This window comes from Mycobacterium sp. (genome assembly GCF_044370595.1).
Lineage (GTDB): Bacteria > Actinomycetota > Actinomycetes > Mycobacteriales > Mycobacteriaceae > Mycobacterium.
The window spans coordinates 1-25,415 of record NZ_JBILVF010000006.1 but is presented as its reverse complement, the minus strand read 5'-3'; the positions used below and the strand labels follow the sequence as shown (position 1 = coordinate 25,415).

The 25,415-nt window shown below is 66.7% G+C and carries 24 protein-coding genes and 1 tRNA gene; 8 read left to right on the top strand and 17 right to left on the bottom strand.

Going from position 1 to position 25,415, the window contains the following annotated elements; all coding sequences use genetic code 11:
- Positions 1-9: 9 nt before the first annotated feature.
- Entirely contained in the window at positions 10-963 is a 954-nt protein-coding gene (locus ADBZ5N_RS01740) for a metallophosphoesterase (RefSeq protein WP_526255766.1), read from the top strand.
- A 76-nt stretch (positions 964-1,039) separates the two neighbouring features.
- Positions 1,040-1,113: transfer RNA gene (locus tag ADBZ5N_RS01735), tRNA-Pro, on the top strand.
- Between the two features lie 238 nt (positions 1,114-1,351).
- Here ADBZ5N_RS01735 and ADBZ5N_RS01730 read toward each other — a convergent pair.
- From ADBZ5N_RS01730 to ADBZ5N_RS01715, 4 genes are all read right to left on the bottom strand, one after another.
- Positions 1,352-1,858 (bottom strand): hypothetical protein, encoded by a 507-nt coding sequence (locus ADBZ5N_RS01730; RefSeq protein ID WP_526255765.1) that lies wholly within the window; start codon positions 1,856-1,858, stop codon positions 1,352-1,354.
- A 292-nt stretch (positions 1,859-2,150) separates the two neighbouring features.
- Positions 2,151-2,963, bottom strand: a complete 813-nt coding sequence (locus ADBZ5N_RS01725) for a TspO-related membrane protein (RefSeq protein ID WP_526255764.1) — start codon at positions 2,961-2,963, stop codon at positions 2,151-2,153.
- A 31-nt stretch (positions 2,964-2,994) separates the two neighbouring features.
- Positions 2,995-4,665, bottom strand: coding sequence for an FAD-binding dehydrogenase (locus ADBZ5N_RS01720; protein WP_526255763.1), 1,671 nt, complete (start codon positions 4,663-4,665; stop codon positions 2,995-2,997).
- 59 nt (positions 4,666-4,724) lie between these two features.
- Positions 4,725-5,189: a GatB/YqeY domain-containing protein gene (locus ADBZ5N_RS01715; RefSeq protein WP_526255762.1), complete on the bottom strand. Its 465-nt coding sequence runs from the start codon at positions 5,187-5,189 to the stop codon at positions 4,725-4,727.
- Between the two features lie 108 nt (positions 5,190-5,297).
- Here ADBZ5N_RS01715 and ADBZ5N_RS01710 point away from each other — a divergent pair, with 108 nt between their 5' ends.
- Genes ADBZ5N_RS01710 through ADBZ5N_RS01690 form a run of 5 tightly spaced genes read left to right on the top strand, consistent with a single transcriptional unit; the run spans position 5,298 to position 10,470 of the window.
- Positions 5,298-6,431 carry a DUF7847 domain-containing protein gene (locus ADBZ5N_RS01710; RefSeq protein WP_526255761.1) on the top strand — a complete coding sequence of 378 codons (1,134 nt, stop codon included), beginning with the start codon at positions 5,298-5,300 and terminating at the stop codon, positions 6,429-6,431.
- A gap of 13 nt (positions 6,432-6,444) precedes the next feature.
- The gene (locus tag ADBZ5N_RS01705) at positions 6,445-7,068 is read left to right on the top strand and encodes a DUF4129 domain-containing protein (RefSeq protein ID WP_526255760.1); all 624 of its coding nucleotides are present in this window, start codon (positions 6,445-6,447) and stop codon (positions 7,066-7,068) included.
- Complete coding sequence (locus ADBZ5N_RS01700; RefSeq protein ID WP_526255759.1) at positions 7,065-8,174, top strand: DUF4350 domain-containing protein; 1,110 nt, start codon at positions 7,065-7,067, stop codon at positions 8,172-8,174. Before ADBZ5N_RS01705 ends, ADBZ5N_RS01700 begins: the two co-directional genes overlap by 4 nt.
- Positions 8,171-9,148 (top strand): AAA family ATPase, encoded by a 978-nt coding sequence (locus tag ADBZ5N_RS01695; protein WP_526255758.1) that lies wholly within the window; start codon positions 8,171-8,173, stop codon positions 9,146-9,148. Before ADBZ5N_RS01700 ends, ADBZ5N_RS01695 begins: the two co-directional genes overlap by 4 nt.
- Positions 9,148-10,470: a DUF58 domain-containing protein gene (locus tag ADBZ5N_RS01690; RefSeq protein WP_526255757.1), complete on the top strand. Its 1,323-nt coding sequence runs from the start codon at positions 9,148-9,150 to the stop codon at positions 10,468-10,470. Before ADBZ5N_RS01695 ends, ADBZ5N_RS01690 begins: the two co-directional genes overlap by 1 nt.
- Before the next feature lie 4 nt (positions 10,471-10,474).
- On the opposite strand, the gene ADBZ5N_RS01685 is transcribed toward ADBZ5N_RS01690, so the two are convergent.
- Genes ADBZ5N_RS01685 through ADBZ5N_RS01635 form a run of 11 tightly spaced genes read right to left on the bottom strand, consistent with a single transcriptional unit; the run spans position 10,475 to position 22,214 of the window.
- Entirely contained in the window at positions 10,475-11,467 is a 993-nt protein-coding gene (locus ADBZ5N_RS01685; RefSeq protein ID WP_526255756.1) for a stage II sporulation protein M, read from the bottom strand.
- A 23-nt stretch (positions 11,468-11,490) separates the two neighbouring features.
- Complete coding sequence (locus ADBZ5N_RS01680) at positions 11,491-12,282, bottom strand: mannan-binding protein (RefSeq protein WP_526255755.1); 792 nt, start codon at positions 12,280-12,282, stop codon at positions 11,491-11,493.
- Between the two features lie 14 nt (positions 12,283-12,296).
- Positions 12,297-12,950 (bottom strand): Rv1363c family protein, encoded by a 654-nt coding sequence (locus tag ADBZ5N_RS01675; protein ID WP_526255754.1) that lies wholly within the window; start codon positions 12,948-12,950, stop codon positions 12,297-12,299.
- A 33-nt stretch (positions 12,951-12,983) separates the two neighbouring features.
- Positions 12,984-14,234, bottom strand: a complete 1,251-nt coding sequence (locus ADBZ5N_RS01670) for an MlaD family protein (protein WP_526255753.1) — start codon at positions 14,232-14,234, stop codon at positions 12,984-12,986.
- Positions 14,231-15,535 (bottom strand): MlaD family protein, encoded by a 1,305-nt coding sequence (locus ADBZ5N_RS01665; RefSeq protein WP_526255752.1) that lies wholly within the window; start codon positions 15,533-15,535, stop codon positions 14,231-14,233. The genes ADBZ5N_RS01670 and ADBZ5N_RS01665 overlap by 4 nt, the downstream gene beginning before the upstream one ends.
- On the bottom strand, positions 15,535-16,632 hold the full coding sequence (locus ADBZ5N_RS01660) for an MCE family protein (protein ID WP_526255791.1): 1,098 nt from the start codon (positions 16,630-16,632) through the stop codon (positions 15,535-15,537). The genes ADBZ5N_RS01665 and ADBZ5N_RS01660 overlap by 1 nt, the downstream gene beginning before the upstream one ends.
- 17 nt (positions 16,633-16,649) lie before the next feature.
- A complete protein-coding gene (locus ADBZ5N_RS01655; protein WP_526255751.1) occupies positions 16,650-17,696 on the bottom strand; it encodes an MCE family protein in 1,047 nt (348 codons plus the stop codon).
- The gene (locus tag ADBZ5N_RS01650) at positions 17,689-18,771 is read right to left on the bottom strand and encodes an MCE family protein (RefSeq protein ID WP_526255750.1); all 1,083 of its coding nucleotides are present in this window, start codon (positions 18,769-18,771) and stop codon (positions 17,689-17,691) included. Before ADBZ5N_RS01650 ends, ADBZ5N_RS01655 begins: the two co-directional genes overlap by 8 nt.
- Positions 18,771-20,468 carry an MlaD family protein gene (locus ADBZ5N_RS01645; protein ID WP_526255749.1) on the bottom strand — a complete coding sequence of 566 codons (1,698 nt, stop codon included), beginning with the start codon at positions 20,466-20,468 and terminating at the stop codon, positions 18,771-18,773. The genes ADBZ5N_RS01650 and ADBZ5N_RS01645 overlap by 1 nt, the downstream gene beginning before the upstream one ends.
- Positions 20,468-21,352, bottom strand: a complete 885-nt coding sequence (locus tag ADBZ5N_RS01640; RefSeq protein ID WP_526255748.1) for an MlaE family ABC transporter permease — start codon at positions 21,350-21,352, stop codon at positions 20,468-20,470. The genes ADBZ5N_RS01645 and ADBZ5N_RS01640 overlap by 1 nt, the downstream gene beginning before the upstream one ends.
- A gap of 4 nt (positions 21,353-21,356) precedes the next feature.
- The gene (locus ADBZ5N_RS01635) at positions 21,357-22,214 is read right to left on the bottom strand and encodes an MlaE family ABC transporter permease (RefSeq protein WP_526255747.1); all 858 of its coding nucleotides are present in this window, start codon (positions 22,212-22,214) and stop codon (positions 21,357-21,359) included.
- Between the two features lie 243 nt (positions 22,215-22,457).
- Between ADBZ5N_RS01635 and ADBZ5N_RS01630 the strand changes: the two genes are divergently transcribed.
- Positions 22,458-23,306: an RDD family protein gene (locus tag ADBZ5N_RS01630; RefSeq protein WP_526255746.1), complete on the top strand. Its 849-nt coding sequence runs from the start codon at positions 22,458-22,460 to the stop codon at positions 23,304-23,306.
- 4 nt (positions 23,307-23,310) lie between these two features.
- On the opposite strand, the gene ADBZ5N_RS01625 is transcribed toward ADBZ5N_RS01630, so the two are convergent.
- Entirely contained in the window at positions 23,311-24,687 is a 1,377-nt protein-coding gene (locus ADBZ5N_RS01625; RefSeq protein ID WP_526255745.1) for a carotenoid oxygenase family protein, read from the bottom strand.
- Between the two features lie 137 nt (positions 24,688-24,824).
- Positions 24,825-25,415, bottom strand: a 591-nt coding sequence (locus ADBZ5N_RS01620; RefSeq protein WP_526255744.1) for an FGGY-family carbohydrate kinase, incomplete at its 5' end; no start/stop codon positions are given.

Sequence of the window (25,415 nt, the reverse complement as noted above, 5' to 3'; positions counted from 1 at the left end):
TCTGCCGGTATGGCCGCCAACGCCTTGAGAACATCCACCACCGTCGCGGCCGGTGCGGCCGCCCTGACGGTGGCCTACGCCGCGGTGATCGAGCGCAACGCCTTCGTCGTGCGGGAAGTCACGATGCCGGTGTTGAGCCCGGGTTCCACCCCGTTGCGGGTGCTGCATCTCAGCGATATCCACATGCGACCGGCGCAGCGGCACAAACAAGCCTGGCTGCGCGAACTGTCCGGCTGGGAACCCGACCTGGTGGTCAACACCGGCGACAACCTGTCCCACCCCCGCGCGGTGCCCGCCGTGGTGCAGGCTCTCGGCGACCTGCTGGCCGTGCCGGGGGTGTTCGTCTTCGGCAGTAACGACTACTTCGCCCCCCAACTGAAAAACCCGGCGAAGTATCTGACCGACCGCGATCATCGCAAGCACGGCAGCCCACTGCCCTGGCAAGACCTGCGAGCGGCGTTCACCGAACGCGGCTGGTTGGACCTGACCCACAACCGGCGTGAACTGGAGGTGGCCGGACTGGTCATCGCCGCCGCCGGCGTCGACGATGCACACCTGGGCCGGGACCGCTACGAGACCATCGCCGGATCACCCAGTTCGGCGGCCAATCTCAGCCTCGGTGTCACCCACGCCCCCTACACCCGGGTGCTGGACCGGTTCGCCGCCGACGGCTACCAACTGGTGATGGCCGGCCACACCCACGGCGGCCAACTGTGCCTGCCGTTCTACGGCGCCCTGGTGACCAATTGCGACCTGGACCGTTCCCGGGCCAAGGGGGCGTCGAACTGGGGTGCCGAGACTGCCCTGCACGTCTCCGGCGGCATCGGAACCTCACCGTACGCACCATTGCGGTTCTGCTGCCGGCCGGAAGCCACGCTGCTGACCCTGGTGGCGGCACCGACGGGCGGGCATGACCACACCCGCACCGTGCTGAGTTCCACGCCGACCGTTTCGGTGCACTAGCCGAAACCGTGACCGACCACCAGGTGAGCGTTTGGCTTCCCTGCTGGGCGGTGCGATAGGCTGTCGACGCTTCACGCGGGGTGTGGCGCAGCTTGGTAGCGCGCTTCGTTCGGGACGAAGAGGTCGTGGGTTCGAATCCCGCCACCCCGACTGTGTGGACGCCCTTCTGATCACCGGAAACGTGGGCCGGAAGGGCTTCGTCGGCTCTTCGGATTCCAGCGGGGTTCGGTGCGGTTTTGAGGTCGGCGTGCCTTGTCGCCAAAACCATCGGCCCGACGCCCGCCGGAGCGCCGCGCGGTCCGGCCGACCGGGCTTAGCCGACGGCTGCGTGGGCACTGAGTGCTCTCTCGCCAGCGTGGGCTCTGTGCAGAAGACCGGCCCTGCCCGGCTACTTGATCTTGTACAGGGTGAACCGGTGGCTATAGGTACCGTCGGCGTTGCGCACGGTCTCGACCTCGCCGGTGGCGGCGACGTAGGCCCCGGTGCCGCCGAGCACCGCCCGTAACTGCGGAGCATCGGCCGACATCTCCGATTCGGCGGGCGGGTAGACCGCACTGCCGCCGACGACGATGGTGTCGACGTCGTTGAAGCGGAACACCAGGGTGGCGAAGCGCTCTTCGAGCGCGTCGCGTCCGGTAGCCTCCGGCGCGGGGATGTCCACCGTCGTCAGCAGGCCGGAGAGGTCACCGACCACCTCGCCGTCGCGGGAGATCGGGGCGTCGAAGGCCAGCAGGTCGCCGTGGGCTTTGCCGGTCGCACCGGCGGGCCGGTCGGCGAACTTGACCTCGGTCAGCACGGGGTTTCCCTGCACGAGGGTGAACTCCTCGGTGGGCGTGGCCGCCGAACAGCCGACGAGGGCGGCGCAGGCGCCGACGAGGGCGACAAACCGGACCATCGGCCGAGTCTTTCACACCTTCGGGTGAGGTTGTCTCGGGCGCCGCATCCGCACTTAGCCGCAACGCCGCCAAAACATCCGAGCGCATAGGCCGTCTGCGGCAGGGGCACCGACGACCGCCTCACGGCAGCCGCCACGGTCTTCTCCCGAGCGTTAGGGGCTCTTCGGATCTTGCCGGGGTGCTGTGTTCACTGGACGACGATGGAGCCGAGGAACCGCCAGCTGACCTTGCCGGCGTAGAGCAGTGCTCGGATGCGGTAATTCTCGAAGTATGACCCGGGCGAACCCGCGCTCAGGCGACCGGAGTCGACGCGGTCCGCCGCCGGGCCAGGGAGAACTCCGCCAGGACGAACACCGCCAGCGAGAGGGCCACCGCGGCGATGATCGCCGGGTAGCGGCTTTCCAGCGTGGAGGTCTGCCTGATCAGGATGCCGATGAAAGCCCAGATGAGCACCAGGCCGTAGGCCACGTCGCGGTTGCGCAGCATCGTCACGGTGCCGATGGCCATCGCAACAAGCACCATGATCACCGCCCAGCTGGATTCGGCGATGCCGAAGCGGTTCCAGCCCCAGTAGACCAACAGAACGGTGATGTTGGACACCACGGCGACTGTGGACCAGCCGAAGTAGACGCTGAACGGCACTCCGATGAACCACCGTTGGCGCGCAGTGGGATTCGCGCGACGCACCGTTGTCACGATCAGCCCCAGGCAGGTCAGGATCGCCACCAGCAGAACGGCGGACAGTGGAATGAGGTCGTAGTGCCAGGCGAAGATCCACGCCGTGTTGAGCAGCGAGGACAGCGCGAACAGCACCCCGACGCGGTTGAGTAACGCGGTGTCGGCGGCGGTGTCGGGACGGTCGCGGAACAGCCCCAACTGGTAGAGCACGTGGGCACCCAGCAGCAGGTAGATCACCCCCCAGATGGAGAACGTCACACCGGCGGGGGTGAACAGGCTCGGGTAGGCGTCGGAGATGTCGCCGGTGCGTCTGCCGTTCAACGGCAGCGAGTTGGCCGCGACGTTGGCCGCGATCATCGCCAGGTATGTCACCACCACCGCGATCTTGACCGGTGTACGGGTTGCCGGTGTTGTGGCCGTGCTCATTGCTGCTGCTCCTATCCGAGGATTGCGGGTCTCAAAGCTGGGCGGCGGCGTGCCGGCCGGCGACGCGTCCGGAGAACAGACAACTGCCCAGGAAGGTTCCCTCCAGCGCGTTGTAGCCGTGCACCCCGCCGCCGCCGAAGCCGGCGACTTCACCGGCGGCGTACAGGCCCGCGATCGGGTTCCCCGCACCGTCCAGAGCCCGCGACGACAGATCGGTCTGGATACCGCCGAGGGTTTTTCGGGTCAGAATGTGCAACTTCACCCCGATCAGCGGTCCGGCGTCGGGGTCGAGCAGGCGGTGCGGCGTGGCGGTGCGGGCGATGCGATCGCCGAGGTAGCGGCGGGAGTTCCGGATCCCCTGCACCTGGGCGTCCTTGGCGTAGGGGTTGTCGATCTGCCGGTCCCGCGCCTCGATCTGGGAGCGGATGCGCTGAGGATCCAGCAACGGCTCATCGGTGAGCTTGTTCATCAGCGCGACCAGTTCCTCGAGGTTGTCAGCCACGACGAAGTCCGCGCCCCGCGATTTGAACGCCTCCACCGGGGCCGGCGCGCCCCTGCTCATCAGCCGCCCACGCAGCATGCCGACCTTGTCGTGGTTGGTGATGTCCGGGTTCTGCTCGGAACCCGACAGCGCGAACTCCTTCTCGATGATCTTCTGGGTGAGGATGAACCAACTGTGGTCGTAACGGGCGATTTCCGGGTCGGTTCGCAGGTACCGCAGTGTGCCCAGGGTGTCATAGCCGGGCAGGTAGGGGGCGGGCAGTCGGCGTCCCAGTGCGTCGAACCACATCGACGAAGGGCCGGGCAGGATCCGGATGGCGTGCCCGGGCCAGATCGGATCCCAATTCTGCACGCCCTCGGTGTAGTGCCACATCCGGTCCCGGTTGACCAGTCGCACACCGCTGTCGGCGGCGATGTCCAGCATCCGGCCGTCGACATGCGCCGGCACACCGGTGATCATCGACGACGGCGGCGTACCCATCCGTTCCGGCCAGTAACGGCGCACGACATCGTGATTACCGCCGATTCCGCCGGTGGTCAGAATGACCGCGTGGGCTTGCATGTCGAAGTCGCCCAACCGATCCCGATTGCTCGGGGCCCCGCGAGGAGCGTCGTCGGCGGCCAGAACCACACCCCGCACACCGCTCACCGAACCGCCGGTGAACACCAGTTCGTCGACGCGGTGGCGGTGATGAAAGCTCAACAATCCGGCCTCGGCAGCGGCGAGAGCGGATTTCACGAACGGTTCGACGACACCGGTTCCGGTCCCCCAGGCCACATGGAAGCGCGGTACGGAGTTGCCGTGCCCGTCGGCCCGAAGGTCACCACGCTCAGCCCAGCCGACGGTGGGCAGGAAGGTGATTCCGTGGCCGTGCAGCCATGACCGTTTCTCGCCCGCCGCGAATTCGACGTAGGCCCGCGCCCACTTGACGGCGTGGGTGTCCTCGTCGTCGACGCGGTCGAAGGCCGCGCTGCCCTGCCAGTCACTCCAGGCGAGGTCGAAGGAGTCCCTGATGCCCATCCGCCGCTGTTCGGGGCTGTCGACCAGGAACAGGCCGCCGAACGACCAGAACGCCTGACCACCGAGGTTGGCTGCGTTCTCTTGATCGAGCAGCGCGACCCGTTTGCCTCGGGTGGTGAGTTCATGGGCCGCGACGAGCCCGGCCAGACCCGCCCCGACGACGATGACGTCTGCCTTCATCTCATACCTCCCGCAGATTCCGCCGCTACCGTACCGGCGCGTTCAGCCGCAGCGAGAAATCAAAGTCGTTCTTTGACCGCCGCAGACAACCGGGCACCGTCCGCCTTTCCCGCTGCGATGGCGGTGGCCGCCTTCATCACCAGGCCCATCTGCTTGACCGAGGGTCGCTCGCCGAGTTCTTCGGCCACCTGCGCGACAGCCGTGTCGACGACGTCGGCCACCTCGGCGTCGGTCAGCGGGGTGGGCAGATACTCGTCGATAATCCGGCCCTCGGCGTGTTCCTCAGCCGCCAACTCTCCGCGCCCGTTCTGGGTGTAGATCTCGGCCGCCTCGGTGCGCTTCTTGGCTTCGCGCGCCAGCACTTTGAGTAGCTCATCGTCGGTCAGTTCCCTGGCCTGCTTGCCGGACACCTCTTCGGTCTGAATCGCCGCCAGCAACATGCGAAGCGTCGCGGTGCGCAACTTGTCCTGGCTCTTCATCGCCTCGGTGAGGTCGGACCTAAGCCGTTCCTTCAGTTCTGCCATGTGTTCTAACGCTACGGGGCGGCACCCGATGGGCGAGGACGGGTTTGAGAAAACCCCGGACGCTCGTAAGGATGGGGTGATGAGCAACCACGTCGGGGGCCGCGGCCGGTGACCGCACCGCCACCCGGTCCGTTCGACCCACCGCCTCAATGGCCTGATCAGCCGCAGTACTCAGACCCGGCCTACGGCCCGGCGGCACCGCCGTACTACTCCCCGGCCGGCTATCCCGGTTACGGTCCACCTCCCGGGTATTCCCCCGGGTACCCACCCGGCTATCCCCCGCCCGGCTATCCCGCGCCCGGCTTTCCGCCCGGCTATCCGCCCGGCTATGGCGCAACCCCATCGTGGAAACCCGGGGTGATCCCGTTGCGGCCGTTGTCTCTCAGTGACATCTTCAACGGTGCGGTGGGCTATGTGCGTGCCAACCCGAAGCCGACCCTGGGCCTGACGACTGTCATCGTGCTCATCACTTCGGTCATCGGCTTCCTCACCGGGGTGGCCGCGACACGGGTCGACGCAGACGTCTCCTCGGTCACCGGAGTCGCGGTCGGGGTGCTGGTGACGTTGCTGGCCATCACGCTGCTGTCCGGGATGCTGACCGTGATCGTGGCCCGCTCGGTGCTAGGCGCGCGAATCAGCGCCGGTGAGGCGTGGGCCCGGGTCCGGGGCAGGATGCCGGCACTGCTCGCACTGACCCTGCTTGAGGTTGCCGCGGCGGTGGCAGTGGGCGTCCTCGTCGTCCTGATCATCTACAGCATCGGAGACAACGTCGGCGGGGCTCTGGCCGCGCTGATCGGAATTCCGCTGGTGGTTGGCGTCGCCGCTGTGATCGCCTACGTGTACGCCAGGCTGGTGCTGGCCCCGGTGGCCATGGTGTTGGAGAACAAGGGTGTGGTTGCCGCCGTCAAGCGGTCTTTCACGTTGAGCCGCAACCGGGTCTGGCGGATCTTCGGCACCGTGCTGCTTACCGCGGTGGTTGTCGGCGTTGTCAGCGCCGCGATTTCGGTTCCGTTCGATATCGCCGGACAGGTGATCAGCGCCGGATCGTCGTCGGCAACCATCGCCGCAGTGGCGGTGTCCACGATCGGCCAGGCCCTGGGCAGCATCCTCACCACGCCGTTCATCGCCGGCGTGGCTGCGCTGCTCTATGTAGACGCTCGGATTCGTTCCGAGGCCTTCGACTTCGCCTTGCTGAACGCACCGCCCGGAACCGGTGACAGTGTGTGGCTGTCGTCCCGGTGAGACGCGGCTAGCCGTGCCGGCGATCGACATCGACCGGGAAACCGCCCATGAGGCCGCCGCCCGGGAACTCGCCAAGCCGATCTATCCCAAAACCTCACTCAGCGACCGGATCGCCGTCTGGCTCAACGATCTGCTGAACCGCATCGTGGATTCGGGGTCGGCTCTACCGGGCGGATGGCTCACCATCGTGGTGCTCGCCCTGCTGGTGCTGGCCGTGCTGATCGCGACGGCCCGGATCGCGCGTCGCGCCATGGGCGGCCGGGGCAGCGATCGCCTCTACGGCGAACGTCTTCGCTCTGCGGCTGAGTACCGGGCCCGCGCCGAACAGGCTGCGAATCAGGGTGATTGGGCGGTCGCCATCCGCAACCGGGTGCGGGCGATCAGCCGACAACTCGAGGAGGACGGTGTGCTCAACCCCGTCGCCGGCCGCACCGCACGCGAACTGGCGATCGAGGCCGGTACGGCGATTCCCGACTTCGCCGATGACCTCATCACCGCGGCAACGGCTTTCAATGACGTGACCTACGGCGAACTGCCCGGTACCGAGACGAACTATCGTCTGGTGAGCACCCTCGACGACCGGCTGCGCGCACACAACCTGGCTGTCGCCCGGCCCGGACCGGAAGCGGCCCGATGATCGCGCAGCGTTGGCGGACCGGCCGCTGGGTGCTGGCGGCGCTGGCGGCGATCACAGTTTTCGCGGCGGCCAGTGCCTGGCTCACCGCACCGCGGGTGGGTGGCCGGATGGACCCCGAGGCCACCTCGGCACTGGGCGGACATGCCCTGATCGCCCTGCTGCGGGACCGCGGTGTTGAGGTGGTGGTCGCCAACACCGTCACTGATGTACAACGCGCGGCCCGCCCGGACACCCTGCTGCTGGTGGCCGAAACGGCCAACACCCGCGGGCAGGCGCTGGCCGACCTGGCCGCCGTCGCCGGGGACCGGCTGATTGTGGAGCCGACGGTCAAGAGTCGCGAAACGCTGGCACCGGCGGTTCGGCTCACCTCCGGTGGGCGGCCGGACAACGAGCCCGGCTGCGAACTGCGTGAAGCCGACCGGGCCGGCGTGGTCACCTTCGAGATCGCCGACGTCTACGAGCACGCCACCGACACGCCGGTGATCCGCTGTTACGGGGGCGCACTGGTCCGTTACACCGCCGACCGGCGAACCATCACCGTGGTCGGATCGGCGGAATTCATGACCAACGGCGGCCTGCTGCGGGAGGGCAACGCCGCCCTGGCGATGAACCTGGCCGGCCAACGGCCGCGCCTGATCTGGTACGCCCCGCAACGACTGCAGGGCGAATCCCAGGCCGACCGGCCGATCACCGAACTGATTCCGGCAGCGGTCGGCTGGGTGGTGGTACAACTCTGCCTGGTTGTGGCACTACTGGCAGTATGGCAGGGCCGTCGGCTGGGACCGCTTGTCGCTGAGCGGCTTCCGGTTGCGGTGCGGGCGTCGGAGACGGTGGAGGGACGGGCCCGGCTGTACCGGTCGCGCCGCGCACGCGGGCAGGCCGCGGAAGCGTTACGCTCCGCGACGCTGCTTCGGCTACGCCCTCGGCTGGGGCTGGGCGCCAACGCCTCAGACCCCGCAGTTACCGCTGCAGTGAGCCAACGCTGCCGGCTCGATGAGACCACCGCACACCGCATCCTGTTCGGTCCGCCACCGGAGTCCGACTCCGATCTGTTCGGTCTCGCTCAGGCTCTGGACGATATCGAAAGGCAGGTCAGCCAGTCGTGACCCGATCCACCTCGCCCCTGGGCGTCGAAGATGACGCCGCGCGCACCGCATTGCTGGCGGTGCGAAACGAGATCGCCAAGGCCGTTGTCGGCCAGGACGCGGTGGTCAGCGGCCTGGTGATCGCGCTGCTGTGTCGCGGTCACGTCCTGCTCGAAGGTGTTCCAGGAGTGGCCAAGACGCTGCTGGTTCGGGCGTTGGCGGCTGCGCTGCAACTGGACTTCAAACGGGTGCAGTTCACCCCCGACCTGATGCCCGGCGATGTCACCGGATCCCTGGTCTACGACGCGCGGACGGCGGCCTTCACCTTCCGGGAGGGCCCGGTGTTCACCAATCTCCTACTCGCCGACGAGATCAACCGGACCCCGCCCAAGACCCAGGCAGCCCTGCTGGAGGCCATGGAGGAACGGCAGGTCAGCGTCGACGGTGACCCACGTCCGCTTCCGGATCCGTTCATCGTGGCGGCCACCCAGAACCCGATCGAGTACGAGGGCACCTACCGGTTGCCCGAGGCGCAATTGGACCGCTTCCTGCTCAAGCTCACCGTTCCGCTGCCCTCCCGCGATCAGGAGGTGGCCATCCTCAGTCGACATGCACATGGCTTCGACCCGCGTGACCTCACCGCGATCCGCCCGGTGGCCGGCACCGCCGAACTGGCCGCCGGCCGTGATGCGGTCCGTCGGGTTCTGGTGGCCGATGAGGTGCTCGGCTACATCGTCGATATCGTCACCGCCACAAGGAATTCGCCCTCCCTGCAGCTGGGAGTCTCACCGCGCGGCGCGACGGCGCTGCTGGCCACCGCGCGGTCGTGGGCATGGCTGACCGGCCGCGGATATGTCACCCCCGACGACGTCAAGGCGATGGCCCGCTCCACGCTGCGGCACCGGGTCGGGCTGCGGCCGGAGGCCGAACTTGAAGGTGCGACGGCCGACGGGGTGCTGGACGGCATCCTGTCCTCGGTGCCGGTTCCGCGCTAGTGGTGCTGACCGGGCGCACCGCGGTGATCGCGTTGATCGCCGTGCTGCCCATCGCGGTCTCCCCCTGGCCGGCAACGGTTTTCCTGATCTGCGCCGTCGCGTTGGCCTCAGCGGCGCTGGTGGATGCCGCGTTGGCCGGCCGGCCGGCCGCGGTGCAGTTCAGTCGTTCCGGGCCGGTGTCGATGCGACTCGGCCAGAGCGTGGACACCTCCCTGAACGTGCGTAACTCCAGCCGCCGCCGAGTGCGGGGGGTGCTGCGGGACGCCTGGCCGCCCAGCGCCTGTGCACAACCACGCGTTCATCGCCTCGATCTGGCACCCGGCGCATCGGCGGAGGTGACAACCCGACTGCGGCCGTTGCGGCGGGGGGATCAACAGTGCGCCGCGGTGACCGTACGCGCGATCGGGCCGCTCGGGCTGGCCGGCCGGCAGCGTTCGGTCACGGTGGCGGGCACGGTACGGGTGCTGCCGCCGTTTCTGTCCCGCAAGCATTTACCGGCGCGGCTGGCCAGGCTGCGGGAGATCGACGGGATGCTGCCCGTGCTGGTGCGCGGGCGGGGAACGGAATTCGACTCGCTGCGCGAGTACGTGGTCGGCGACGATGTCCGCTCCATCGACTGGCGAGCCACCGCCCGGCGGTCCGATGTGGTGGTCCGCACCTGGCGTCCCGAGCGCGACAGACGGGTCCTCATCGTCGTCGATACCGGCCGAACGTCGGCCGGCCGGATCGGGGTGGACCCCACCAGTGGCGACCCCACCGGGTGGCCGCGGCTGGACTGGTCGCTGGACGCGGCGCTGCTGTTGGCGGCGCTGGCGGCCCGGGCGGGTGACCACGTCGATTTTCTGGCCCACGACCGGGTGAGCCGAGGGGCGGTGTTCGGGGCGGGCGGCAACGAACTACTGGCCCGATTGGTCGAGGTGATGGCCCCTGTGGAGCCGGCTCTGGTCGAATCCGACTCCGCCGCGATGGTCGCGGCCATCCTGCGTCGGGTCCGGCATCGGGCTCTGGTGGTGATCCTCACCGACCTGAATCCGTCCGCGCTTCGGGAAGGCCTTGTGCCGGTGCTGGCGCGATTGACAGCACGCCACCAGGTTCTCGTCGCGGGGGTCAGCGATCCCCGGATCGACGATTTGGCCGCCGGTCGCGCCGACACCGCCGCGGTCTATGACGCCGCTGCCGCCGAACGTGCCCGCAACGATCGGCGCGCCATCGCCGCGACGCTGCGACTCCACGGGGTGGAAGTGGTCGACGCCGACCCGACCGCGCTGGCCCCGGCGCTGGCGGACCGGTACCTGGCCATGAAGGCGGGCGGCCTGCTGTAGGTACTCAGGACGTGGGCAGCAGATCGGGGGCGTCGGCGAGGTCGCCGGTCTCCCCGGACCGGGCGCCACGGCGACCGAAGTGGACGATGTAGGCCAGGAACAGGATCTCGGCGAAGACACCGATACCGATCCGGGCTGCGGTCGGCAACCTGGACGGGGTGACGAGTGCCTCGATCAGCCCGCTCACCAGAAGCACTGCGACCAGACCGACCGCTACCGACACCACGGCACGCCCCTGCTCGGCGAGCACCTGCGCCCGGGGCCGCTCCCCCGGCGCGATCACCGTCCAGCCCAGCCGCATCCCGACCGCTCCGGCCAGGAACACCGCCGTCAACTCCAGCAACCCGTGCGGAGTCAGCAGACCGAAGAGGATGTCCAGCTTTCCGGCGTCGGCCATCAGGCCCCCCACCATCCCGAGATTGGCGGCGTTCTGAAAGAGCACCCACGGGATCGGGATGCCGAGCAGGACGGCGAAGGCGATGCACTGGGCGGCGACCCAGGAATTGTTGGTCCACACCCGCAGCGCGAATGACGCCGCCGGGTTCTCGCTGTAGTACGCGGCGAAGTCGTGGTTGACCAACTGGTCGAGTTCCTCCGGGGTGCCCAGCGCTGAACGTACATCGGGGTTGCCGGCCACCCACAGCGCGATGAGGAACGACACCGCGATGAACACCACCGCGGTGGCCAACCACCACCGCCACGCTCGGTAGGCCACCACCGGGAAAGAGACGGTCCAGAACCGGATGAAGTCCCGCCACAGTGGGGCGTGTGCGCCGGTCACCGCCGATCGCGCCCGGGCGACCAGCGCCGACAGATGGCCCACCAGGACCGAGTCGGTCGATGACGAACGCACCGTCGACAGATGGGTGGACACCCGCTGATAGAGGTCGACGAGTTCATCGACTTCCGACCCGGTCAGCCGGCGGCGCCGTTTGACCAGGTGGTCAAGACGATCCCAGCTGGCCTGGTGGGCAAGCACGAAGGCGTCGAGGTCCACCGCGCCAGGCTAATCGAACTCGATTAGACGCCTGGTCGCAGCGCCGGGGCCAGCGCACTCAGCGGGATGCGGGGTTGCACGGTTCCACCGGTCATCGACCAGATGTAGTTGCCCGGCGTGAAGTCGATGGGGGTGTCCCGGGCAACCGGGTAGTCCGGCATGTAGAGGATCAGTTCGTTCGGGGTCAACGCCCATGCCTTGTATCCGCCGGAGTAGACCTTGTCCGGGGTCCACCGCTCCGGGATGAAGGGGTAGGTGTTGGGCTCGTGCCCCGGTGGCGCCGCGTCCAGTGCCGCCTGGATGAACGGGGCGCCAAGGGTTGGAATGGCGTTGATGTCCACCACATCAGAGAGTTGAATCTGCCGACCAGTTGCCGAGTCGAAAGCGAAAGTACGGTAGGCGTTTTGGATCGCTGCGCCCTCGAAGCGGCCGGTGCTTTCCGAGTCGTAGGTTTCGCGGAAGACCACGGTGTGGATATTGCCGCGGTGGAAGACCTCGAAGTTGGCGTCGCCGCGGCTGTTCTGGTGCATCTGCATCGCAGCCGTCCGCCAGTTGTTCATCAGCGTGCTTAGGTAGGTGTTGATCGCCCCGCCGATTACCGGATTGTCGATCTCAGCGGGGATCGCGATGTTGATGTTGCGTACCGCCTTGCGCTCCGAGAGCACCGACGCCTGGCAGTACTGCCCGTTCCAACTGCCGCCGATCTGATCGCAGAATGACGCGGCCGAAGCGGCGGCACTGGGGGCGGCGACGACCGAGGCCACCATGGCGATCGCCGCGCCGGCAATTCCGGCAATCCGCATCGTTGTCCGCATGAACTGTCCTCCGGTTAGGGGAGTTCGACTTTGCTGGCCCGCCAGGTGCCGTCGATCTTTTCCAGGGTCATCTTCATCCGGCTGCGGTCGATTCGCGGGTCGGGCAGTTTGGTGTTGGTGACGGACTGGTCGACGAACAGCAGCACCACAGCCCTGTTCGTACTCGCCTCCTGCACCGCCGACTCCACGACGACGCCATGGGCGGTCGCCTTGTTCTCGATGAGCAACTGGCGCAGTTCCACACTGGACTTGGAGTACATGTCCTTGAACTCGCCGGTCGCACCGTCGAGCACCTGCTGGAAGTTCTCATCGACGTTGTTGGAGTCCACACTGGTGAGAACTTGGGCGTAGGACACCGCGGCCCGCTGGGCCGCCTCCTGGGCCTGGTCGAGCTGTTGCTGCTGCCAGAACTTCCAGCCGAAGAATCCCGCCCCGGCCAATGCCGCGACCAATGCGCCGGCCAACACCGGGAGCAACCACCCCCGCGCGTTCTCGGAGACAACCTCGTCGGACTCGACCAGGGACTCCCCGTCGTCCGCAGTGACCACCTCATCGGCGTCGGTCGTCAGTTCGACGGTCACCTTGTCGTCGGTGCCCACTTCGACGATCGTCTCCGCAGCGGTATCCGCGGCGTCGGATCCCGCGGCGTCTGATCCTTTAGTGGTCATAACTGGCATTCTGGCGCATGTCTCCTGCAGGTATCAGCGGGGCGGCTCGATCGGCAGCGTCGGGCCACCGTAGGGAGTCGGGACGGTGTAACGGCCCTGCGGGGACGGATCGGTTTGCTTGCCCAGGTCCGCACCCGGAGGCGGGCCGTAGGTGTCGTCGCCCGCCGGCCGGGGCGCGTTCTTGGCGCCACGGATCAGCACCGCCGGGTCGGTGTCTCGGCAGTAGTTGTACATGAACGGCTCCGGATAGTCCGCCGAGGCCGGTGGGAGGCGCGGCGTGCCGTAGTCGCAGGAGTACCGCGGGTAGATGTCCATATTCACCCAGAACCCGCCGTCCCGGATGATGCTGCTGAACGAGTCGAGCAGCGAACCGCGGTAGGTCGGGAACAGCGCGTTGAGCGCCGGCACCCGCAGGTACATCAGTTCTGAGACGGTGGTGAGGTCACCGAGTAGCTGGACCATGGTCTCGGAGTTGTCGGTGAAAAGATTGTCCACCGCCCCAAAGGTTTTCGGCCCCTGCTCAGTCAGCTGACGGAAGCCGCCGGTCATCCGGTTGACTCCGTCGAACACCTTGTTGAAGTTGTCGTTGGCGACCTTCATGCCCTCTTGTTTGTCCGATACGAGCTGGAGGGTCGCCCGACTGGTATTGAGGATGCTGACGGTCTGCGGCAGCACCCCGTCCAAGGTCGAGATCAGGTAGAGACCGCCCTCGACGAGATCGTCGAGTTTCTGCGGGCCGTCCTTGCTCATGCCCAGTTCTTTTTTGATGAGCTCGAGCTTGGTGGTGTCCACCTGCTTGAGCATCCCGTCGGAGTGCGCCAGCAACTCGGCCAGGGTGACCGGGATTTCGGTCCTGCCCATGGCGAAGGTGGCTCCGTCATTGAGGAATGGCGCCTCACCGTTGCCGCCGTCGAAGTCAAGGTACTGTTCCCCGGCGGCGGACAGGCCGGCGACGCGGGCGTTGCTGGACTCGGAGACCTCGATTCCCTCGTTGATCTTGATCCGGGCCTCGACGCCGTCTCGGCGCAGCGAGAGCTTGTCGATCTTGCCGATCGGGATACCGCGCAGGGTGACGTCTTGGTTGACCAATAGGCCGCCGGACGCGGGCAGTTCGACGTTGACCAGGAAGGTGGACTTCAGCGGATTCCACCTCAACGCGCCCAAGGTCAGGTATGCCACGCCGACGACGAGGGTCATCAGCAACGCCAGAGCCGACAGCCACGCCTTGTGCCGGTAGCCGTACTTGACCGTGCCGACAATGCCGTCGGCGATCGCCCCGATCATGGCGCTGTCCCTGCGACGGGCGCGGCCGGTGCGGACGCGGGGGGCGCGGGCTGCGGCGGAGGAACGGGTCCGGGGGGCGGACCAGCCGGCTGGACGAACTGACCGGGTGCGGTGGGGCCTGGCGGCGGACCGACGACCTGCCACTGTCCGGCCTCGGTCGGACTCGGAATCACCGGCACCTGAGGCACGTTCGGACCCCGGCCGACGACCCGTTCCTGCAGCCGGAACAGGGTGTACTTGAAGGATCCGACGATCTGATTCCAGTTGTACCACTTCGGTCCGTGGAAGCCAGGGTCGCCGGCGAAGCCGATGTCGGGGATGTGCCCGAGGATCAGACGGTCGATGCTGCCGCGCAGCGAGATGCCGCTGCCGGAGGTGGATTTGATGATCGGCGGCATGAGCCGGTTGAGCGCAGCCAGGCTGGTGTCGGGGTCGAGCACCACATCGTTGAATGCGCTGGAGAGGGTGTTCATGTCGGCGATCACGCTGCGCCCACTGGTGTCGGTGCCGGCGACGGAGGGGAACTTGTACAGCGAATCGGTGGTCGCGCCGGCCTGCACCACCAGGTCGGCGATCTGGTTGGTGTGCTGCGCCAGCACGTCGGTGGCCGGAGCGGCCGCGGTCATCAGGTCAACGAGCACATAGTTCTTCTCGTCGATCCGTCGCGACAGCCCGGACAGTGCGGTCAGCGAGTCGGCGATCTGATCGGTGCGCCGGTCCATCGTCCCGAGCAATTGGTTGGTGCGTTCGACCAGGACGCGGAAGTTCTTGCCGCCGCCCTCCCCGGCTGCCTCGCCGGCGCCGTTGATCAGGTCGGTGAGGTTCTGCACCGCACCACCGTTGACCAGAACGGCCGCTCCGGTCAGCAGGTTCTCCACGGTGGCGGCCTGCATGGTGTTCTCGATCGGGATGGTGTCGCCGTTCTTCAGCAGCGCGGCCCCGGAGGAGTTGGCCGGCGGCTTGACGGCGATGAACACGTCGCCCAGCGGTGTCGCCGATCGCAGTTCCACGGTGGTGCCCTGGGGCAACTCGACGCCGTCGCGGATCCGCAGCGTGGCCACCGCGGTGAAGTCCTTGGCCTCAAGGGTTTCCATCTCGCCGACGTCGGCGCCGGCGAGGCGCACCTTGGCGAAAGCCGGCAGGTTCAGTGCGTTCTCGAAGACCGCGGTGATGGTGTAGCCCGAACCTCGGCTCAGGCCCGGCTTCGGCAGCGGGAGGCTGGCCAACCCCTGGGTGGCGCAACCGGCCGTGGTCAGGGATACCGCCGCCAGCGCGACTGCGCACTTCTGCTTTGCGGTCATTACTTCTGCCCCATCGCCGCGAGCCCGTCGAGAATGTAGGAGATGCCGAAGTCTGGACCGAAGTCCTGCAATGTTCCTGTGCTGCAACCCAGTTGGCGCAAGTGCAACAGGTTGCACATTTCCTTGATGGTCTGGCTGTCGAAGAGCACCTTGTCGGTCAGGACGTGCACCCGGGCGGCGCCGTTCTTCCGGTCGATGATGTTGTACAGGTTGTCCAACGTCAGCGGTGCGACGTCGAGCAGTTCAGCAAGGTCACGCTGGTGGTCGACGGTGACTCCGGTGGCGGCCTTCCCGCTGGCGACTGCGCCGGCGATGGTCTCGCGGTTCTGGTCCAGCAGCTCACCGAGTTGAGTCAGTACCAGGTTCAACTGCTTTCCGGTGGTGCCGCTGCCGAGGTTCTCGTCGGCCAGCACCTGGGAGAGGATCCGGATGTTGGAGCCGAAATCGCGCAGGGTGGCCTCGTTGGCGGCCGCGCTGTCCATCAGGACGCTGAGGTTGTCGACCACCGTGGTGAGTTGCTCTTTGGTCTGCGCGCCGCCGTCGGCGCTGAGCTTGAGGGCTTTGGACAACTCGCCGAGCGCGCTCTTGATCCGCTCCCCGTTGCCGTCGGCCATCGCGGCCGCGGAGTCGATCAGGGTGCGCACCGCACCGTTGCCCTTGCCGTCACCCTGCAGCGAGACGGCCAACCGGTCCACCATATCCAGGGTCTTGGTGAACTCGACGGGGGTCTTGGTCTTGGTGAGCGGGATCGTGGCGCCGTCGGCGAGGACGTCACCGCTGCCCCGGTAGACCGGGGTGAGTTCGATGGACCGCTCGGCGAGAATGGAGGTCTGCAGGGTCACGGCCTGAGCGTCGGCCGGGATCTTGACGTCCTTGTCGACGGTGAACTCGACCTCGACATAACCGTTGCGCGGCGTCACCGTCTTGACGCTGCCGACCTTCATGCCCAGCACCTGGACGTTGTTGGTGGGGTACAGACCTGCGGAACTGTCGAACTGGGCGATCAGGGTGATGTTGTTCGTCCGGGCCTGCGCCAGTTTCCAGGCGTTGTAGCCGAAGATGCCCACCGCCACCAAGGCGACGATGCCCAGGATCATGAACCCTCTGCCGCGCTTCACTTGCAGTCCTTGTAGTACTGGATCATCCCGAACTGCTCGGCGCGCCCACTGATGGCGCACATCCAGGAGTCGACGAGAAGTCCGTTGGGAATGTTGGTGTCAAGAGCGTTTCCGGTGCCGGTGGCGTTGGCGAGTCCGCGTAGCGCCACCGGGGCGCTCTGCAAGGTACTGCGCAGCATGGCCTGGTGCTTGTCAGCCAGCCCGGTCAGTGTGTTCATGCTGGCCAGCAGCGACTCCACCTGGGCCCGGTTGGTGACGACGGTGTCGTCGAGCAGGTTGATCAGGTCGTCGAGCGAACGCAACAACTCACGGAAAGCGGCCTGGCGCATCACGAATTCGCCGAGCAGTTGGTTGCCCTGGTTGACCATGGCGCCGATGCTGGTCTGCTGACGGCGCAGGGTGCCCGTCACGATGTCCATGGTCTTGAGCATGCTGCCGAACTGGTCGCGTCGTTCGGCCATCACCGTCGAGAGCCGCTTGAGGTTGTCCATCGCCTTGGGCACCAGTGGCGGCATGTCGCGCACCTGCCGGCCCAGAGCTTCGACGGCCGCCGCGAGTTGGTCGGTGTTGACCTCCCCGTAGTTGACCGCGATGTCCTGCAGGGCTTCCTGGAGGTCGTAGGGCACCTCGGTGTGGTTGATGTCGATGGTGTTGTTCTCCAACGGGCCACCTCCGCCCGGACGCAGCGAGACGTACCGGGAGCCGAGAATCGTGGTGACCATGATGACCGCCCGGGAGTCCTTCCCGAGTTGGACGTTGTTCTGCACCTTCATGTCCACGGTGACTTTGTCGCCGTTGAGTTTCATACCGGTGACGGTCCCCACCGGTATACCGGCGACGGTGACCGGATTCTTCGGCAGCAGCGCGGCGGCCTGAATGAAGTCGGCGCTGACCCGCTTGTAGCCGGGACCGACCTTGGTGATGATGACCAAGGTCGCCATCAGCGCAACCAGGAGGGCCAACGCCACCAACCCGACCGCGGTCCGGTTGCGGTCCTCAAGCATCCGCTTGCGCGGGGTGCCCTTGTACTTGCGCTCAACCATTGGCCATGTTCCTGCACTTGGGTGTGTACTGCGCCTTGTTGCCGGGCGTGGCGGCGGCGACGACGATCGGGGTCACGTCATTGAGGCCTGGGAAGAAGCCCAGCGCGTTGAGGTCGCAGGTGTAGACGTTGGCGTAGGCGCCCTCGTTGGTGACCCGGGCCAGACCCTTCAGCATGAGCGGCAGGTTGCCGCCCATGAAGGCCAGCTGCGGTTCGATCGTCACCAGGTGCGCGGCGAATCCGGGTTCCCGGGTGATCAGAGCCTGCAGTGCCGGGTTGACCTCGTTGGTGACCGCGCCGAGCGACCGCATCACCCGCGACAGCGAACCCATCGAGGCGACCAGTTCAGGCCGGCGGGCGTTGAAGGTACCCACCATCTGCTGGGCGTTGTTGAGGGTGGTGTCGATGTTGCTGTTCTGCTGCGCCAACGTTGCGAACAACCGGTCCAGACCGGTGATGAGGTCGCCGAGGAGTTCGTCGCGGCCGGCGAAGGTCTCGGTGAGCTTCCCGGTCCGGTCGACCAGGGTGGCCCAGGACGCCGAATCACCCTGCAGCGCTTGGACCGCCGCCTGGGTGATCTGATCGGCGGCTTTCGGGTCGATCGTCGCGAAGAGCGGTTGGTAGCCGTTGAGTACCACCCCGACGTCGAAGGAGGGGATGGTGCGCTCGAGGGGGATGACGCTGCCGGGTTCCAGCGGAACCGAACCGGTCTGCCGGGTGCCGTCACTGCCGAGGCCCTGACGCAGATCGAGGTAGCGCTGGCCGACGATATTCTGGTAGAGGATCGAGGCTTCGGTGTCGGAGAACAGCTTTTGCTCGTTCTGCAGATCGAACTGGACATTGGCGCGGCTGTCCTCGGTGAGATCCACCTTCATCACGCGGCCGACGCGGACCCCCGCCATCCGGACGTCGTCGCCTTCGCGCAGCCCGAAAACATCGGTGAATTCAGCACCGTAGCGGGTTGTGTCGCCGGTGACCGACCGCTGCAGGGTGGCAAAGACCAGCCAGGTCATCACCGCGGTCACCACCAGGAAGGCAACCAGCCCGAAAGCGACCTTGGACAGTTTCCCCTTCATCAGGCCCCCTCACCGGGTGCGACGGTCATGCCGCGCACGACAGGAGCCAACAGCAGTTGAGTGGCCGTCGTGGCGGGCGCTCCGGTGATATAGGTCAACTGGTTGCGCTCGTACTGACTGCCGACCGGACCCACGTTGCCGCCGTAGGAGGCCGGTGCGGCTTCAGCGGGCAGGGCACCGGGAGCCGGGGCCGCCGGAGCGACCGGGGCCGCGGGAGCAGCGGGGGCCGGTGGCGGTGCCCCCGGGTAGTTCGGTCCACCGGGCGGAAGATACCCCGGCATGTGGTCCGGACGGTAGGGCGCGACCGGAGCCGGCGGGGAGCCGGGAACCGGCGGGGCCGGCGTCACCGGCAGAGCCGGATTGGCGGTGTCGGGAATGGGCCGTGCCGGCGTCATGGGCGGGCCGTTGGTGCCCAGAATCCCGGTGCCGATGCCCAGTTCAAGCGGGGGGTTCGGGTCAACCAGGTTGGGCCCGCCGGGGAGGATGTAGGGCGGTCCCACCGCGTGCAGGTTGCCGTTGGGGCCCACCACAGTTCCCGGTGGCGGCATCAGGTCCTTGGGCGGCTGATAGTTCTGCGGCAGCAGCACTTCGGGGAGGTCCGGGCGCACCACGATCAGCGGTGCGGTGGAACAACTCGGGCCTTTGAGTTCGCCGTAGGACGGGCAGTCTGCGCGGGTGTAGGTGGACGTCGGGGTCAGCGCCAGGTTGGCCCGCAGGTTGAACGAATCCTGCTCCGGCAGCCAGCCTTCGAAGAACTTCTCGGAGAACCTCTTCATCTTCTGGAAGCCGGGTAGCCAGTTGCCCGACGTGTCGGCCAGCACGCCCATTACCGGCGTGAGATTCCGGCCGATGGTGACCATCCGGTCGGTGTGGTTGGCGAATGCGGTCTGGGTGTTGTTCAGCGTGCTCGCGCCACTGGAGAGCATCGCGTCCAGATTCGCCCGCTGCTCAACGAGGACCTGCATCGGCCCGACCGCTTTGTGCAGTGCGTCGAGCAGATCCGGTGCGGTCTGCTGCAGGCCTTCGGCAGCGCCGACGAGCGCGCTGAGCGTCGACGGGCTGTCGGTATCCGGGGCGACCGTCGCGTTGAGTTGGCTGACGATGCGGTCGAGTTGGGCGCCAGCGGTGAGCAGCTTGGCCCGGCGGTCGTGGGTGACCGCCTTGACCGCGGCGAGGATGCCGAGGGTTTCGTCGGTGCGGCCGCGGCCGGTGGCGTAGAGGATGTCGCGCAGCTTGCTGATGGTGGTCTGGAAGAGCACCGTCGGCAACTCGGTGTCCTCTTGGATGTGGTCCCCGTTCTGCAGCGCGGGCGCGTCACCATTGTCGACGAGTTCGACGCTGGACACGGCGAACACGTTGCTCGGCACCACCCGGGCGGTGACGGTGTTGGGGATGTCGTTGGCGTACTCGCCGATCAAGTCGATGTCCACGAAGTTCGGTTTGCCGAACTGTGCGGGGGTCACCGTGGTCGTGGTGCCGACCAGCAGGCCGTGGTAGCGCACGTCGGACCGGGACGGCAGACCGTCGCCGACGTTGGTCAGATCGGCGGTGACCCGGGTGAAGTTGTCCAACCGGCCGGTCGACTTGGCCACCAGCAGCGAGGCGATGATCGCCGAGGCGACCAACATGGCCAGACCGGCTATCAGCAGCTTCTTGTTGCTCGGTCCGCGGCCGCTGATGTCGAAGATCTTGGCCATCAGCCGCCGAACCTTGCGCCGGAATCCAGGCTGAAGAAGGCCATCGTCAGCAGCATGTTCACGATCACCACCACGGTGATGGCGGCCCGCATGGCGTGCCCGGCGGCAACGCCGACGCCCTCAGGACCGCCGCTGGCGTAGAAGCCGTAGTAACACTGCAGTACTGCGGCGATGGCAACGAAGATCACGCACTTGACCACCGAGTAGAAGATTTCCTGGGCGTTGAGCATCAGGCCGAAGTAGTGCATGTAGCCGCCCATCGAGCCGCCGCTGATCAACGAGACGATGATCTGGGTGCTCAGGTAGCTCACGCCCAGGCAGGCGATGTAGAGCGGGATGATGGCGGTGATCGAGGCCATCAGGCGGGTGGTCACCATGTACGGGATCGGCTGGATCGCCATGACTTCGGTGGCGTCGATCTCTTCGGAGATACGCATGGCGCCCAACTGGGCGGTGAACCGGCAGCCGCTCTGGGTGGCGAATGCCAGCGCACAGGCGATCGGTGCCAGTTCGCGGGTGTTCACCAGCGAGGAGATGATGCCGACCGCCGGCCCGAGGCCGAGGAGCTGCAGGAAGTTGTACCCCTCGATGCCGACCATGACGCCGACCACGATGCCGAGCACCAGGGCCACACCCGCCGTGCCGCCGCCGACGACCAGGGAGCCGTTACCCCAGGCCACATCGGAGAGCAACCGGGTGTATTCCTGCCGGTAGCTGCGCAGCACGACGGGGATACCGGCGATGGCCCGTCCGAAGAACAAGATGATGTGCCCGAGTTGCATGATCGGGCTGGTGATCTTGGATCCCAGGTTTTTGAACGGCTGGAGCACCGGGGGAAGCGGCGTCGACGGCTTGGCGACCGTCGGTCTTTCCTTCAATGCCATCGCGCTACAACCCCGTCTTCGGGAAGAGGATCAGGTACAGCTGGCTGATCGCGACGTTGACGATCATCAGCAGCAGGATCGACTCCACCACCGAGGAGTTGACGGAGTTGGCCACCCCGATCGATCCGCCTCGAGTGGACAAACCCTTCTCGCACGCCACGATGCCCACGATGGCGCCGTACACCACCGCCTTGACTATCGCCAGTTTCATGTCTGCCGTCGTGGTGAACGACGCGAAGGTACCGACGAAACTGCCTGGTGCTCCGGCCTGGAAGTAGACGTTGAACAGATAGCTCGCCAAGAAGCCGGTGAAACACACCAGTCCGGTCAGCGCGACCGAGATCAGGATGGCGGCGACGAACCGAGGCACCACCAGTCGTTGGATGATCGAGATGCCGAGCACCTCAAGGGCGTCGATCTCATCACGGATCTTTCGGGCTCCGAGGTCAGCGGTGATCGCCGAGCCGACGGCAGCAGCCATAATGATCGCCGCGACCAGGGAGGCGGCCTGCCGAATCACGGCCAGACCACTGGCCGCCCCCGACATCGAGGTGGCGCCCACCTGACCGGCCAGCAGGGCGAACTGAACCGACAGCGTCACACCGATGGGCAGGGCCACGAAGATGGTGGGCAGCACCGAGGTGCCGGCCATGAAGGCGGCCTGGCGGATGAACTCCTGCCACTGGAACTTGCCGGTGACCAGATCGGTGACCAGTGTCTGAATCACCCGAACGGCCATGATCGCCTGGTTGCCCAGGGTGTTGATGGCGGCCCGCGGGTGCCGCTCGACGTAGCCGACGGCCCAGTTGTCGATCTCCCGGATGCTGTCGTTGCCTTTACGGCCGACCTCTGAGGTGGTCATCGCCGAATCACTCCCCGGTGCTCACCGGGCCGCTGGCACGAGCCCGCCGAAAACGGACTGAATGGTGGTTTCACGGTGCCTGACCTCCTCCCGGTTGCATCTGGACGACCCGACGGTCTCGCATACAGTAGGTGCAGGTTTAGCCGGTTGGGGTGGCTTTTGGATTTTTGTTGATGACCGATAGCCCGGACACCGCTCCTTGGCGTAAACGACGGCATAGGCCCAGTTGGTAGCGTGGAAAACATGGCTTCCGCCCCGGAGACAGTGGTGACCGGTGATGCCGTTGTTCTTGATGTGCAAATCGCTCAGTTGCCGGTGCGGGCGCTCGCAGCGTTGATCGACCTGATTGTGATCGGGGCGGCCTACCTCACCGCGTTGTTGCTCTGGACCGCGGCGTTGCCGCGATTCGACGAGGCATTCACCTCGGCGATCATGATCGTGTTCACCGTCGCGGTGATCGTCGGCTATCCGCTGGCGATGGAGATGGCCACCCGCGGCCGCTCGCTTGGCAAAATAGTGATGGGCCTGCGGGTGGTGGCCGATGACGGCGGGCCTGAGCGGTTCCGGCAGGCCCTGTTCCGCGCCCTCGCCGCCGTGGTGGAGATCTGGATGTTGCTGGGCAGTCCGGCAGTGATCTGCAGTCTGCTCTCGGCCAGGGGAAAACGCATCGGCGACATTTTCGCCGGGACCGTGGTCATCAGCGAGCGCGGGCCGAAGTCGCCCGGGCCACCGGTGATGCCCCCGGAGCTCACCTGGTGGGCCCAATCCCTGGAACTGTCGGGATTAGGCCCGCAGCAGGCGGAATTGGCGAGGCAGTTCCTGGCCCGCGAATCGGAGTTGACGCAGACGATCCGCGACGAAATGGGGTATCGCGTTGCCGCCGAAGTGGTTTCACGAATCTCCCCGCCACCGCCGGTCGGCGCGCCACCCCGGCAGGTACTGGCCGCGGTGCTGGCCGAACGCCACCGCCGGGAACTGCTCCGGCTGCAACCTTCGCAACCGGCACCCCCGACCTACCCGCCGGTGTCGCCGCCGCCTGCGACGGGAGGGTCGGTGCCGAACACGCCCGGCGGTTTGGTCCCGCCGGGCTGAGCTTTCAGCTGCTGATCCAGTTGCCGTGGAATCCGTAGGGCACCCGCCGCGGCAGCTGAATCCGGGCGACCGGCTCGGCGGCGATGTCCGCGGCCTCGAGGATCACCAGTTCGCTGCTGTTACGTGCGGGATCGTAGACGTACGCCAGGTACCAACCGTTGCTCTCGTCGGCCGGTCCGTTCGGTGACGGCACGAAGACCGCCTCCCCCGGCCCGCCGGGCGCCTCCGGCGCACCGAACCGGTGTTCGGTCGACGCACCGGTGTTCAGGTCGTAGCGCACCAGTGCCGCATCGCCCACCGAGACGGCGTAATTGGCGGCCATACCGGCCAACCGGTCGTCGATACGCGGGAACTCCACCGCACGGTCGTCGAGTTGACGCTCCGCCACCGTCCCGTCGTCGAGGTTGATGGTCCACTCCCACAGCACGGCGCTGGCACCGAATCCACCGTTCTCGCGCCACAGCTCCGGGTACCGAACTGCCTGCACCACAATGGAGTTGCTGCTAGCGCCGTGCGGTTCGTAGGCGTTGGCGACGTGGAAGATGTAGCACGGGTCGATATCGAACCAGCGCACCTGACCGAAGGGGTCATCGCGGCGCAGAACACCGAATCGTGCGCCGTAGTTGTCGTCCCACCGGAACGGCATGTCGCCGCGGCCGTTGATGGCGATGTCGAGGTTGAACACGATCGGCAGGTCCATGAAGATGACGTGGCCGGACGTCATGGCGAAGTCGTGCATCATCGTCAGCGCCGGTACCTCGATGGGCCGGTCGACGGTGAGCACACCGTCGGCATCGACCCGGTGATAGCTGACATGCGGCTGGAAAAGGTTGCCGTATCCGAAGAAATGCAGTTCCCCGGTAGTGGGGCAGATCTTCGGGTGCGCGGTCATCGCGTCGTTGAGCTTGCCGCCGAAGTCGTAGCAGCCGACGGTCTCCAAGTCATTGGTGATCTGATACGGCAGGGACGATTCCACCAGCGCCAGGGTCTTACCGGCGTGGTTGATGACGTGGGTGTTGGCCACCGAGGAGCGCAGGTTGCGGGTGCCGTCGGGCCCGTAAACCGGGAATGGATTCTCGAAGCTCTCCGTGCGCACCCATCGGTTGCGATACCACTTGGCTGCGCCGTTCTCGATGCGGACACCGTGGATCATCCCGTCGCCGATGAACCAGTGGCCGGTCGGGGTGCGCGGGTTGGAGCCGTTGCGCAGGTACCACCCGTCGAGTTCGGGCGGGATGGCTCCCACCACTGGCAGGTCGTACTCGGTCAACTCATCGGGCACCGGGGCGTAGTTGCCCCGCATGTGAAACGGTGCGCCGGCCTCGTCGTTCGCGGAGTCGGCGGTGGGCAGGTTACCGAGGTCGTCGGCGGTCTGGGTCATGCCTCCACTGTTACACCACCGGGGAGCTTCGGTGCGATTTTCCCCTGGGGTGACTTTCCTGGGGTGACTTTCCTGGGGTGACTTTCTTGGGGTGACTTTCTTGGGGTGACTTTCTTGGGGCCCACCCAGCGTTCGACCTACCCCTCGACGTTGACCCATCCCAGGGTCCGGTCCACCGCCATATGCCAACCCGCATAGCCCTTGGTCCGCTGTTCATCGGTCCATTGCGGGCTCCACCGGCGATCCTCCTGCCAGTTGGCGCGCAGATCTTCCGGATCAGACCAGTACCCAACCGCCAGTCCGGCCGCGTAGGCCGCGCCCAGTGCCGTGGTCTCCGGCACCTTCGGCCGCACCACGTCCACCCCGAGCACATCGGACTGGATCTGCATGCACAACTCGTTGAGGGTGACCCCGCCGTCGACTTTGAGCACCTCAAGACGGACGCCGGAATCGGCTTCCATCGCCTCCACCACATCGCGGCTCTGATAGCAGATGGCCTCCAGGGTGGCGCGGGCGATGTGGGCGTTGGAATTGAATCGGGACAGGCCGACGATCGCACCGCGGGCGTCGGAGCGCCAGTACGGGGCGAACAGTCCGGAGAACGCCGGCACGAAGTAGATGCCGCCGTTGTCCTCGACCTGCGAAGCCAGCGCCTCGCTGTCCGCGGCGCCGCCGATAATGCCCAACTGATCGCGCAGCCACTGCACTGCCGAGCCGGTCACCGCGAT

Excerpts from the sequence above, each read along its gene's own strand:
- ADBZ5N_RS01740 (WP_526255766.1), top strand. The coding sequence starts at position 10 with ATGGCCGCCAACGCCTTGAGAACATCCACCACCGTCGCGGCCGGTGCG.
- ADBZ5N_RS01730 (WP_526255765.1), bottom strand. The coding sequence starts at position 1,858 with ATGGTCCGGTTTGTCGCCCTCGTCGGCGCCTGCGCCGCCCTCGTCGGC.
- ADBZ5N_RS01725 (WP_526255764.1), bottom strand. The coding sequence starts at position 2,963 with ATGAGCACGGCCACAACACCGGCAACCCGTACACCGGTCAAGATCGCG.
- ADBZ5N_RS01720 (WP_526255763.1), bottom strand. The coding sequence starts at position 4,665 with ATGAAGGCAGACGTCATCGTCGTCGGGGCGGGTCTGGCCGGGCTCGTC.
- ADBZ5N_RS01715 (WP_526255762.1), bottom strand. The coding sequence starts at position 5,189 with ATGGCAGAACTGAAGGAACGGCTTAGGTCCGACCTCACCGAGGCGATG.
- ADBZ5N_RS01700 (WP_526255759.1), top strand. The coding sequence starts at position 7,065 with ATGATCGCGCAGCGTTGGCGGACCGGCCGCTGGGTGCTGGCGGCGCTG.
- ADBZ5N_RS01680 (WP_526255755.1), bottom strand. The coding sequence starts at position 12,282 with ATGCGGACAACGATGCGGATTGCCGGAATTGCCGGCGCGGCGATCGCC.
- ADBZ5N_RS01675 (WP_526255754.1), bottom strand. The coding sequence starts at position 12,950 with ATGACCACTAAAGGATCAGACGCCGCGGGATCCGACGCCGCGGATACC.
- ADBZ5N_RS01670 (WP_526255753.1), bottom strand. The coding sequence starts at position 14,234 with ATGATCGGGGCGATCGCCGACGGCATTGTCGGCACGGTCAAGTACGGC.
- ADBZ5N_RS01665 (WP_526255752.1), bottom strand. The coding sequence starts at position 15,535 with ATGACCGCAAAGCAGAAGTGCGCAGTCGCGCTGGCGGCGGTATCCCTG.
- ADBZ5N_RS01660 (WP_526255791.1), bottom strand. The coding sequence starts at position 16,632 with ATGATCCTGGGCATCGTCGCCTTGGTGGCGGTGGGCATCTTCGGCTAC.
- ADBZ5N_RS01655 (WP_526255751.1), bottom strand. The coding sequence starts at position 17,696 with ATGGTTGAGCGCAAGTACAAGGGCACCCCGCGCAAGCGGATGCTTGAG.
- ADBZ5N_RS01650 (WP_526255750.1), bottom strand. The coding sequence starts at position 18,771 with ATGAAGGGGAAACTGTCCAAGGTCGCTTTCGGGCTGGTTGCCTTCCTG.
- ADBZ5N_RS01645 (WP_526255749.1), bottom strand. The coding sequence starts at position 20,468 with ATGGCCAAGATCTTCGACATCAGCGGCCGCGGACCGAGCAACAAGAAG.
- ADBZ5N_RS01640 (WP_526255748.1), bottom strand. The coding sequence starts at position 21,352 with ATGGCATTGAAGGAAAGACCGACGGTCGCCAAGCCGTCGACGCCGCTT.
- ADBZ5N_RS01635 (WP_526255747.1), bottom strand. The coding sequence starts at position 22,214 with ATGACCACCTCAGAGGTCGGCCGTAAAGGCAACGACAGCATCCGGGAG.
- ADBZ5N_RS01630 (WP_526255746.1), top strand. The coding sequence starts at position 22,458 with ATGGCTTCCGCCCCGGAGACAGTGGTGACCGGTGATGCCGTTGTTCTT.
- ADBZ5N_RS01625 (WP_526255745.1), bottom strand. The coding sequence starts at position 24,687 with ATGACCCAGACCGCCGACGACCTCGGTAACCTGCCCACCGCCGACTCC.